At 50.3% G+C, this 11,486-nt stretch carries 9 protein-coding genes and 5 pseudogenes; 13 read left to right on the top strand and 1 reads right to left on the bottom strand.

Annotation, left to right across the window (positions count from 1 at the left end; all coding sequences use genetic code 11):
• The 9 genes and pseudogenes from ftsY to DZ54_RS20260 form a co-directional block, all read left to right on the top strand.
• Positions 1–1,020 (top strand): signal recognition particle-docking protein FtsY (gene ftsY / locus DZ54_RS0108585; RefSeq protein WP_025673768.1); only part of this gene is annotated, 1,020 nt, incomplete at its 5' end.
• Positions 1,021–1,022: 2 nt separating this feature from the next.
• Positions 1,023–1,690, top strand: a pseudogene (gene ftsE, locus DZ54_RS20280) (cell division ATP-binding protein FtsE).
• Entirely contained in the window at positions 1,683–2,618 is a 936-nt protein-coding gene (gene ftsX / locus DZ54_RS0108575; RefSeq protein WP_025673767.1) for a permease-like cell division protein FtsX, read from the top strand. Before ftsE ends, ftsX begins: the two are co-directional and overlap by 8 nt.
• A 121-nt stretch (positions 2,619–2,739) precedes the next feature.
• Positions 2,740–3,603, top strand: a complete 864-nt coding sequence (rpoH, locus tag DZ54_RS0108570) for an RNA polymerase sigma factor RpoH (protein WP_025673766.1) — start codon at positions 2,740–2,742, stop codon at positions 3,601–3,603.
• A gap of 317 nt (positions 3,604–3,920) precedes the next feature.
• Positions 3,921–4,258: pseudogene (gene glpE / locus DZ54_RS20275) on the top strand (thiosulfate sulfurtransferase GlpE).
• An 8-nt stretch (positions 4,259–4,266) separates the two neighbouring features.
• Positions 4,267–4,944 (top strand): rhomboid family intramembrane serine protease GlpG, encoded by a 678-nt coding sequence (gene glpG, locus DZ54_RS20270; RefSeq protein WP_338057047.1) that lies wholly within the window; start codon positions 4,267–4,269, stop codon positions 4,942–4,944.
• A complete protein-coding gene (locus DZ54_RS27130; protein ID WP_338057046.1) occupies positions 4,920–5,096 on the top strand; it encodes a rhomboid family intramembrane serine protease in 177 nt (58 codons plus the stop codon). Before glpG ends, DZ54_RS27130 begins: the two co-directional genes overlap by 25 nt.
• Before the next feature lie 253 nt (positions 5,097–5,349).
• Positions 5,350–6,709: pseudogene (gene glpT / locus DZ54_RS20265) on the top strand (glycerol-3-phosphate transporter).
• Positions 6,710–6,796: 87 nt separating this feature from the next.
• Positions 6,797–7,592: pseudogene (locus tag DZ54_RS20260) on the top strand (DeoR/GlpR family transcriptional regulator).
• On the opposite strand, the gene DZ54_RS0108545 reads toward DZ54_RS20260, so the two are convergent.
• Positions 7,593–8,009, bottom strand: a complete 417-nt coding sequence (locus DZ54_RS0108545) for a flagellar basal body-associated protein FliL (protein ID WP_025673765.1) — start codon at positions 8,007–8,009, stop codon at positions 7,593–7,595.
• A gap of 155 nt (positions 8,010–8,164) precedes the next feature.
• Here DZ54_RS0108545 and DZ54_RS0108540 point away from each other — a divergent pair, with 155 nt between their 5' ends.
• From DZ54_RS0108540 to tssI, 4 genes and pseudogenes are all read left to right on the top strand, one after another.
• Entirely contained in the window at positions 8,165–8,707 is a 543-nt protein-coding gene (locus tag DZ54_RS0108540; RefSeq protein WP_025673764.1) for a chorismate lyase, read from the top strand.
• Positions 8,704–9,558: a 4-hydroxybenzoate octaprenyltransferase gene (gene ubiA / locus DZ54_RS0108535; protein WP_025673763.1), complete on the top strand. Its 855-nt coding sequence runs from the start codon at positions 8,704–8,706 to the stop codon at positions 9,556–9,558. The genes DZ54_RS0108540 and ubiA overlap by 4 nt, the downstream gene beginning before the upstream one ends.
• A gap of 213 nt (positions 9,559–9,771) precedes the next feature.
• Positions 9,772–10,289: pseudogene (locus tag DZ54_RS20255) on the top strand (Hcp family type VI secretion system effector).
• A 110-nt stretch (positions 10,290–10,399) separates the two neighbouring features.
• A partial coding sequence (gene tssI / locus DZ54_RS0108525; RefSeq protein WP_025673762.1) for a type VI secretion system tip protein TssI/VgrG occupies positions 10,400–11,486 on the top strand: 1,087 nt, incomplete at its 3' end.

The raw sequence follows: 11,486 nt of genomic DNA, 5'->3' as shown, positions 1-11,486 counted from the left end.
CCAGAGCCAGAGCCAGAGCCAGAGCCAGAGCCAGAGCCAGAGCCAGAGCCAGAGCCAGAAAAACCGGTCACAGTGGTGCGCGAGCGCGAAAAACCGCAACGTGAAGGTTTCTTCGCGCGGTTAAAACGTGGCCTGCAAAAGACCAAAACCAACCTCGGCTCCGGCTTTTTTAGCCTGTTTAGCGGCAAGAAAATCGATGAAGACCTATTTGAAGAGCTCGAGGAGCAGCTGCTGATCTCTGATGTGGGAATGGAAGCCACGACCAAAATCATTGATAACCTGACCGATAAGGCCAGTCGTCGCGATCTAAAAGATGGCGAAGCCCTTTACGGTATTTTGAAGCAAGAAATGGCGCAGATGTTGGAAAGCGTCGAGCAGCCGTTGGTACTGACGGACCACAAACCTTACGTGATCCTGATGGTCGGCGTGAATGGTGTGGGTAAAACCACCACCATCGGCAAGATGGCGCGCCAATTTCAAGATCAGGGCAAATCGGTCATGTTAGCCGCCGGCGATACCTTCCGTGCGGCCGCGGTTGAGCAGTTGCAAGCTTGGGGTGAGCGTAATCAGGTGCCCGTGATTGCACAGCATACGGGTGCTGACAGCGCCTCCGTGCTCTATGATGCGATTGAAGCGGCCAAAGCGCGTAATGTGGACGTGGTGATTGCCGATACGGCTGGGCGTTTGCAAAACAAAGCCAACTTGATGGAAGAGCTACGCAAAATTGTCCGCGTGATGCAAAAACTGGATGTGGGCGCGCCGCACGAAGTGATGCTGACGCTCGATGCGGGCACCGGACAAAATGCGATCAGTCAGGCGAAGTTGTTTAATGAGATAGCACCGATCACGGGTATTACCCTCACTAAATTAGATGGCACCGCGAAAGGCGGGGTGATTTTTGCGGTGGCTGAACAATTTAATATTCCGATTCGCTATATTGGTGTCGGCGAAAGCATTGAGGATTTACGTACCTTTAACGCCAATGACTTTATCGAGGCGCTGTTTAGCCGGGAGGAATAACCGTGATCCAGTTTCAGCAAGTCAGCAAAGCCTATCGAGGGGGGCGTCAGGCCTTACAAAAGGTCAATTTTGAGCTGCCCAAAGGCGATATGGCCTTACTCACTGGCCATTCAGGCGCAGGGAAGAGCACCTTGTTGAAACTGATCTGTGCCATTGAGCGTCCCAGTGATGGGCATATTTATTTCAACGGCCACGATATCTCACGGATCCCTCGTCAAGATATTCCCTTTTTGCGTCGTCATTTAGGGATTATCTTTCAAGACCACAAACTGCTGATGGAGCGACCGTGTTTGAAAATGTCGCCCTACCTTTACGGATTGAGCAGCAGTCAGACAATGAGATAAAAAAGCGGGTCTCCGCCGCCCTCGATAAAGTCGGTTTACTCGATAAAGCGCGTTGTAACCCCATACAACTGTCTGGCGGAGAGCAACAGCGGGTCGGGATCGCTCGTGCGGTGGTTAACCGCCCCCAAGTACTCTTGGCTGATGAGCCAACCGGCAATTTAGATGCTGCGTTGTCGGCGCAAATCATGGAATTATTTCGCTTGTTCAATCAAGTGGGAGTGACCATTTTAATGGCAACGCATGACACCAGCTTGCTTGAACAATACCGTCACTTACGGCGCTTTGACTTGCAACATGGAAGCTTAGCGGAGGTTCGCCATGGCTGAGTCATTTATTCAGACCCAGCAACGTCATGCATTGACAGCTTGGCATGATCTTTTTCAACGCCCGATGGGTAATCTACTCACGTTGATGGTCTTGGCGGTTGCCTTGTCGTTACCGGCGACATTCTACTTACTGGCGAAGAATGTTGTCGCGGTGAGTGCACAGTGGCAAAGTCCAGCGGAGATCAATGTTTTCCTCACTCAGGCACAGTCAGAGCAACGAGGACAGGCATTGGCAGAGACACTGAGCACGTGGCCAGACATTGAGAGTGTTGAATATTTGTCGCCATCTGAAGGGATGGCAGCACTTAAAACGCAACGTGGGTTTCATCAAGCGGTCACCTTATTGGAGGATAATCCTCTTCCCAGTGTGATCGTGGTGGTGCCGACGGGAGACGCTGACAGTGACGGCATGCGGTCCATGTCGGAACGGGCGAGTGCATTGGCTGAGCAATTAAGACAGCGAGACGAAGTGGATGAAGTCCGGCTTGATACCGATTGGCTGGCGCGGCTGGATGCGATCAAGACTTTGGCCATGACGATGGCGTGGTTGTTTTCTGTCTTAATGTTGGCGGCAGTTGTTTTGTTGGTCGGTAATACGCTTCGCTTACAGGTCCTGCATCATCAACCGCGTATTCAGGTGATGAAAATGGTGGGCGCAACGGACAGTTTTATTTTACGCCCCTATTTGTATATGGGCGCTTGGTTGGGGAGTCTAGCTGCGATCGTAGCCTGGATTCTGACCGCCATGAATACTTGGCTGATGGATGGCGCCGTTCACCAATTTGCACAGCTCTATAACAAGCCCTTTACCCTCAGCGGACTTAATTGGGATGAGTCTTTGCTATTATTGATGGGCTCAATCTTGCTTGGTGTCGTTGCTGCCTTGTTGGCGACGCGCCGTCACTTAAAAGAGATTGAACCTGTGTAGGGGGAATACGGTCATAGAACAACGAGAGAGACATCAGGGCTTGCAGTTTTTTCCCGCTTGGGTATATTTTTGCATGCTTAATCAGCAATTCGGTCTTCGACGATTCGGAAACGAGGTTTGAATGACAAAAGAGATGAACGCATTGGCACCGATTGTACAAGATAACGTCGATGGTTATCTGCGAACGGTAAACAGCCATCCTATGCTCAGCGCGGAAGAGGAGCATTCGCTGGCTGAGCGTCTCCATTATCATGGTGATTTGGAGGCGGCAAAGTCGCTGATCTTATCTCACTTGCGTTTTGTTGTTCACATCGCCCGTGGATACACCGGATACGGCTTACCCATCGCGGATTTGGTTCAAGAAGGCAACATTGGCTTAATGAAGGCGGTCAAACGTTTCAACCCTGAAGTTGGCGTGCGTCTGGTGTCATTTGCTGTGCATTGGATCAAAGCGGAAATTCACGAGTACGTATTACGTAACTGGCGTATCGTTAAAGTGGCAACCACCAAAGCGCAACGTAAGCTGTTTTTCAATTTACGTAAAAATAAGAAGCGCTTGGGTTGGTTTAATAACGACGAAGTGAATATGGTCGCGCAGCAACTTGGCGTTGAGGCGTCAGAGGTCCGTGAGATGGAAGCCCGTTTGGCGGCACAAGATCCGACCTTTGAAGCGCCAGCTAATGCTGACGATGAGCGAGAAAATGGCCCGATGGCACCGGTTTACTACCTTGAGGACAAAAGCTCCGATATCGCAGAGTCGCTAGAGGCAGAAAACTGGGAAGCGCACGCCAATCGTCGCTTGGCGAACGCGCTGTCAGGCTTGGATGAACGCAGCCAGCACATTGTGCGTGCTCGTTGGTTAGATGACAATAAGGCAACGTTGCAAGACTTGGCTACGCATTATCAAGTCTCCGCAGAGCGTGTGCGCCAACTAGAAAAGAACGCAATGAAGAAACTAAAGCAAGCCATTGGTGATGCGCTCTAGCGTCTTTCTAGTAAAGAAAAACCGGCCCGTTGGGCCGGTTTTTTTATGCTTGAAAACCGGGCGGCGATGATCGTTATGAAAAGTTATACACAGTTTATCCTGGATCCCTACTACATCTAGTGGATCCATGAGTAGGATCTTCGCTTATCAACGCAATCCACACCTTTGTCCACAAACGATCAAAAAGCAAACAGCGCGAGGATCGCGAGGTAAGCGACATGAAACAAACTCAGGTACAATGCGGGTTCATCTCGAGGGCACATAGCCCTCGTATAACGTTAGCTGGGAATAACTTTGTGAGTGGAGAGGTATAAGGTATGGATCAGTTCGCACATATCTCTGTGACCGATGCGTGGGAAATGCTGAACGATGATCAGCAAAATGCAGTATTAGTCGATATCCGGGATCCTCAAACGTTCCAGGTCGCGCATCCTCAAGAGGCCTATCACCTCACCAACGACACCTTGGTGACCTTTATGGATCAGGTCGACTTTGATCAACCGTCTTGGTGATGTGTTATCACGGGATCAGTAGCCAAGGGGCGGCACAGTATTTGATCAATCAAGGTTTTGATGCGGTCTATAGCGTTGATGGTGGGTTTGAGGCGTGGCACCGACAATCACTGCCGACCGCATCAGGGATCGATATAAAATAGGACAGCCCATGCAAAAACTCGCAGTAGTGCCCAATGCACGTTTGGCGCAAGCTTTTATCGATTATGCGGCAGCGCATGGAGTGAGCCTTGAGCTCGCACCAGAGCCAGACGCACACGTTGCGGTTTGGTTGATTAACGACGACGATAAGGCGTGGGTGGATAACGAGCTTGAACGTTTTATTGCCGATCCAACACATAGCCGTTATCAAGCCGCGTCTTGGCAAGTTGCTGAGACTCGCCAAGCACGCTTTCACTATCCCTCAGCCCGATTGTGGCAAACGGTGAAAGAGAAATCTGGCCCCGTTACCCTAGGCGTGATGTTTATCTGTGTGGCCTTGTTTACGCTGATGACCCTCGGCGGTTTTGATGTGGTGGTGCGTCGCCTGTTGTTTCCCGCTGACAGCAGTCAACAATGGCAATTATGGCGCTTATTCAGCCATGCACTGCTGCACTTCTCCGCCTTGCATATCATCTTTAATCTATTGTGGTGGTGGGTACTCGGTGGTCGCATTGAGCGTCTTGGCAGTAGTAGCAAGCTGGTTCAGATTTTTTTGTTTGCCGCGCTATTCTCAGGTTTAGGGCAATATTGGTTAGAAGGCCCGTATTTTGGTGGCCTGTCCGGCGTAGTCTATGCGCTTTTGGGCTATTTATGGTGGCTGACTTGGCTGGCCCTGAGCGTGGATTAACCATCGAAAAGCCCTATGTGATCTTTATGCTGGCATGGCTTGTGATTGGATTTTTCCAACCTATGGGCATGAATATCGCCAATATGGCGCATTTATTTGGCTTAATCATCGGTTGTGCCCTCGGTTTATGGGACGCTAAACGCCACGTTTGACCCTCGCTTTCCTCACGTTTATCGACAGAGACAAGCTGTGACTGACAAAAAGAGCAATTAATTGCTCTTTTTTTGTTCGTATACACACTTTTATTGCGTCAGATCTATGTTTTTATGTTCGCTTTCACGGCTTTTACTTTCATTTTGAGTAATTATTCCACTCGTTGAGCGAGTTCGAATATTTAATTGCTCACTTGTTTGATTTTTATCCTTTTAATTAATCCATCGCGTACATCTTACTGAGGACCCTCCCATGTTTGGAATCTTCCGGCCGGCCGCTCACCGGCAAAGGTTGCCAGAGTCACAGATCGGTGACACCTACACCCGACTGCGCTGGCAATTATTTTTTGGTATTTTTATCGGCTACGCCGGTTACTATCTGGTGCGTAAAAACTTTAGTTTGGCGATGCCTTTTCTTATTGATGAATATGGCTTTAGCCGCGGCGATTTAGGCGTCGCATTGGCGGCGGTATCCATCGCTTATGGTTTGTCCAAGTTTCTGATGGGCAGCGTGTCGGACCGCTCAAACCCAAGATACTTTTTAAGTGCCGGACTATTAATATCATCGTTGGTAATGTTCAGTTTCGGCTTTTTACCATGGACGACGAGCAGTATTGCGATCATATTTGTACTGTTGTTTATCAATGGTTGGGTGCAAGGTATGGGTTGGCCTGCCTGCGGGCGCACCATGGTTCACTGGTGGTCACAACGTGAACGCGGTGAGTTAGTTTCGGTATGGAATATTGCCCATAATATTGGTGGTGGGCTGATTGGGCCGCTATTCTTGTTGGGCTTGTGGCTGTTCAACGATGACTGGCGCGCCTCTTTCTATGTGCCGGCCTTCTTTGCGGCGCTAGTTGCCGTCTTTATCTGGTTTACCCTGCGCGATACCCCACAATCGTGTGGCTTGCCACCGATTGAAGAGTACAAAGACGATTATCCGGATAACTACGACGAAGAAGCCTTCGAAAAAGAAATGTCCGCTAAAGATATCTTTGTCACCTACGTGATGAAAAACCGTCTGTTGTGGTATATCGCGATTGCCAATGCCTTTGTTTACTTGATTCGTTATGGCGTGCTCGATTGGGCGCCAGTTTACTTGGATGAAGCGAAAGGCTTTTCCGTCGACAAGTCGTCTTGGGCGTACTTCCTCTATGAGTGGGCCGGTATTCCTGGCACCTTATTATGTGGCTGGATGTCTGATAAGTTCTTTAAAGGGGCACGTGCGCCAGCCGGAGTCCTGTTTATGGTGCTGGTAACGGTCGCTGTGTTGGTGTACTGGTTCAACTGCGGGCAACCCAGGTATTGATATGGTGGCACTGGTTGCGATTGGCTTCTTAATTTATGGTCCCGTGATGCTCATTGGTCTGTATGCGTTGGAGCTGGCACCGAAAAAAGCAGCGGGCACCGCAGCAGGCTTAACCGGGCTATTTGGTTACTTGGGTGGTGCGGTTGTTGCGAACATTGCCCTGGGTTATACCGTGGATCACTTTGGTTGGGACGGCGGATTTATGCTACTGACCGGCGGGTGTATCTTAGCGATTTTCTTCCTGTGCTTAGCGTGGGTCGGGGAGCATCGTGTGCGTCGTGACACGCCTGTGCACGCTGCTTAAATAATCTGTCTTGGCATCGCCTAGCGGCTATGCGTAAACTAGGAAGCCCTCGTGAACGCGGGGGCTTTTTTTGTAAGGGGAGATGCAGTGAAGCAAAACAAACGTCATCAGCAAATCATTGATCTGGTTAAATCACAAGGATACGTGAGCACGGAAGACTTGGTTGAGCGCTTCAATGTCAGCCCTCAAACGATTCGGCGCGATCTCAATGAGCTGGCTGCAGAAAATCAAATTCGCCGTCACCACGGTGGTGCTACGGTACCATCGAGCTCCGAAAACACCGCGTATGCGACCCGTAAGGTGTTGCAGCAACGGGAAAAAGACACCATTGCTCAGGCGCTGGTACAGCATATACCGGATGGAGCGACCTTATTTATTGATATCGGTACCACGCCAGAAGCCGTGGCACGCGCCTTGTTGGATCATCATCACTTACGGGTAGTGACCAATAACCTCAATGCTGCCGCGATCTTGATGCCGAAGCAAGATTTTACGGTGATTATTCGCCGGTGGCGAGGTACGCAATCGTGATGGGGGGATTGTTGGCGAAGCCACGCTCGATTTCGTCTCCCAGTTTCGGCTCGACTTTGGCATTTTGGGGATCAGTGGTATTGACGACGATGGCTCGTTACTGGACTTTGATTACCACGAAGTGCGGGTTAAAAAAGCCATTTTAGATAACAGTCGTTGTGTGATGCTGGCCGCTGACCACACCAAATTTGGTCGTAATGCGATGGTGAATCTAGGCAATATTACCCAACTGGATATGGTCTTTACCGATGTCACCCCGCCTGCGCAAATCCGGGAGATGCTAGCAGCACAAGGCAGCCACCTTGAGGTGATCAGCCATGCCGTCTCTGAGGATACGCCTTCAGTCGTGTGATTATTGGTAGAGGTATTTGGTGAATAAAAGGTCGGCCAGCATCCTGCGATTGGTTTCGGCAAGGAGAAGCTCGTTGACCTTATCTAAGCATGCCTTGCGGATCGCCTCGCGTCCCGATAGCGATTTAATTTGGGTCGCGGTTTGTTGCGCTAAGGTCTCTATGATGACATCGCGGATCAGCGGAGAGTGGTATTCTAGCTGGCTGACTAAACGGGGATCATCCACCATCAATTCAACGCTCACCTTAATAAAGCCAAGCCGCGGACCTTGGGTGACATAATTGGTGGTGATTTCAGGCTCTAAGGCAAAGTAACTGTACTTTGCTTGGTGACCACCTTCTTCTTCTGCGTGGACAGCCATACTGGCCCATAACAACAGGCTCAGCAGTACCATCGAGACGAGAGATTGTTTACTCATAGCTATCCAACAATTCGGTTAATGATGTGATAGGGGTAGGCCGTGCGCATTCTCCAATCGCGGTCAGCCTGATACAATTGCCTCGAGTATAGCAACATTGTCCGCCTCATAGGGCAACGGACAGGCGAATTTTGCGCGATGTGGCACAGGAAATAATGTCGGACTTAAATCATACCTATTTAGAGGCGCTGCAACAGGCACGCTGGGAGCGACCAGATATTGCGGCGTTAAAGCGCACCGCAGAAGGCAGCTGGTTGTTAGAATCACATTCAATGACGGCGCGACTCAAGCGCCACTGTCAGGATTTTGATGTAGACGTACTCCAAGTCTATCAGCTGACACCGGACAAACTTGCCGAGCACGAAGCCGCCTTGATTGGCCAAGAGGCCTGTGTGGTACGGGAAGTTGTGCTAAAAGGGGATGGAAAACCTTGGCTGTGTGCGCGAACCCTGATGCCTGCCTCGACCTTAGAGGGCCAAGGTGGACACTTACACGCGCTGGGGACCGAGCCGTTAGGTCAGCATGTATTTAAACAGCGGGCCTCGCGGCGGGATGCGATTGAGACCGCGCACGTTCCTTGCCTGTCTCACCAACTGTATGCCCGTCGCTCACGCCTTTGGCTCCATCATCGACCGATGTTGGTTGCCGAACTCTTCTTGCCCAACTCGCCGCTGTATGGCAAGGAGGCGCCCGCATGAGCACGAAATTGGCTGCCTTTGGCCAGCTTGCGCGTTTAGATCGTCCCATTGGCACCTTATTGTTGCTTTGGCCAACATTATGGGCGTTGTTTTTAGCCGCCGATGGTATGCCGGCGTTACTGACTCTGGTGGTATTTGTACTCGGGGTGTATATGATGCGTGCCGCCGGCTGTGTGATTAACGATTATGCGGACCGCCATTTTGATGGCCACGTTAAACGTACTAAAGAGCGGCCTTTGCCCTCAGGCCGGATTGGCGAGAAAGAAGCGCTTGGTTTCTTTATTGCCTTGGTATTAGGCGCATTTCTATTGGTATTAACCCAAAACATCCTGACGATTCAGCTTTCTTTTGTCGGGGTCTCGCTGGCTTTTATTTATCCGTTTATGAAGCGCTATACCCATCTTCCCCAGTTAGTGTTGGGGCTGGCGTTTAGCTGGGCGATTCCGATGGCGTTTGCGGCGGCACAAGACGCGCTGCCACCCGTCATTTGGCTGCTATTTATGGCCAATATTTGCTGGACTATCGCTTATGACACCTTATATGCGATGGTGGACCGCGATGATGATCTAAAGATTGGGATTAAATCGACCGCCATCTTGTTTGGTCGTTGGGATAAAACCGCCGTTGGCGTGTTGCAGTTATTGACGCTTGCGCTGTTGATGCTCGCTGGACAATGGCTAGGGTTAGCCGCAGGTTACCATTGGAGCCTATTAGCTGCCTTTGCGCTATTTGTTTATCAGCACTATCTTGCCCGTGAACGGGAACGCATGGCATGTTTCCAGGCTTTTTTAAACAACAACTATGTCGGTTTGGTGATATTCATCGGCGTTTTGGCTGGTATCTACGGGTAGAGAGTTCGCCAACCGATTGAATGACGCTTTTTCTCCCCAAGCAACTTTTTGCTCAGCTTGGCAACTTCTTGCTTGCGGTCGAGCAAGAAGTTGCCAAGACAATAAGTAAGTATCTGTAAAATAACAAAATAATATTTGGCACGCTTTTCGCATTATAAGCATTACCACAGTGAATAGGCTGTGCTTAATGATTAAATGTTTATAGGAGCGATTATGCCAACGCCATGTTATATCTCGATTGAAGGTGAAACCCAGGGCTGATTACTGCCGGTGCGTGTACCGCTGATTCAATCGGTGATGCGTTTGTTGAAGGCCACGAAGATGAAATGCTGGTACAGCAGTTTAACCACAATGTGACGGTTCCCACTGACCCACAGTCTGGCCAGCCCTCCGGCCAGCGCGTTCATAAGCCATTCAAATTCACCGTCGCGCTCAACAAAGCGGTGCCGCTGCTTTATAATGCGCTGTCTTCAGGTGAGAAAATGTCTACCGTCGAACTGAAGTGGTATCGCACTTCGATTGAAGGCAAACAAGAAAACTTTTTTACCACCAAGCTGGAAAGCGCCTCTATCGTAGACATCCATTGCGAAATGCCACACTGCCAAGATCCTGCCAAGTCTGATTTCACTCAGAACCTCACGGTCTCTATGTCATACCGTAAAGTTATCTGGGAGCACGTTAACGCGGGCACATCTGGCTCAGACGACTGGCGCAAGCCTATCGAAGCTTAATCCTCGCCTTGATGAGGAAACCGCAGCCTGCCTATTGGGCGGGCTGCACCGCGTTCAGCCTTGTGCGCATTGAGAGTATCGACTTGTTTCGACAGAAAGGAAGGTAAGTGATGGCAACACTTCATTATACATTCAGTATTAAAGGCCTAGCGGATGAATGCTTTGTCGTGAGAGGGTTTGAGGGCCAAGAAGTCCTCTCTGATGATAACCGCGTTGATGGAGGATGCCACGGCTTTCGCTACGATATTGAGCTGGCAAGCCGACATACCGACCTAAAACCGGAGCAAGTGATTGATGCAACGGCAGTACTCACCCTATACCGCAATGGTGAGGTGGCGCAGCGCTTTCATGGTGTTGTAAAGCGCTTCACTCAAGGCGATATTGGTCATCACCATACCTTTTACTCGCTCACCTTGGTCCCAGCCCTCGAGCGACTTGCACTTCGTCATAACAGCCGTATTTTTCAGCATAAGACGGTGCAAGACATTATTGCTGAGCTGCTGCTGGAAATGGGGGTGGAAGACCACCAATTCTCCCTGTCTCGCAAGCTTGAAGAGCGTGAGTTCTGTGTCCAGTATCGTGAGACGGATTTAGCCTTTATTGAGCGTCTTGCCGCCGAAGAAGGCTTGGTTTACTACTTTGCGCATAGCCAAGACAAGCACATGCTCATCTTTTGTGATGACAACAACGCGCTTCCTGCTTTAGAAGCCCCAGTTGTGTATAACAACACGGGCGGGGGGGAAGCCGATACGCCCTATGTCTGGTCTTTCACCAAGCAAACACAAACCGCGGTGTCTGATGTGTACCTCAAAGACTATAGCTTCAAAAAACCTGCCTACAGCTTTATGCAACAACAGGTCGGTGATGATATGGCCTACCAACGACAAACGTATCAGCATTTTGATGCGCCAGGCCGCTATAAAGATGATGCCAATGGTCGCGCATACAGCCAAGCAAGGCTCGATTACTTACGGCGCGATGCGCGCCTGGCAACCGGGCAAAGCAACCAACCGTTACTGCGTGCCGGCACCCAGTTTACACTCAGTGAGCACTTAGCGGCTGAAATGAACGCCGATTGGTTGGTGGTCTCTATCACGCGCAAAGGCGAGCAACCCCAAGCGCTAGAAGAAGCTGGCAGCACAGGGCAAACCACCTATTCTAACCAATTTAAAGTCGTGCCTGTCTCCACGCCTTGGC

It is taken from the genome of Salinivibrio socompensis S35 (assembly GCF_000513715.1).
GTDB lineage: Bacteria > Pseudomonadota > Gammaproteobacteria > Enterobacterales > Vibrionaceae > Salinivibrio > Salinivibrio socompensis.
The sequence above is the reverse complement of the archived record's forward strand: the minus strand, read 5'-3'. Positions and strand labels throughout refer to the sequence as shown.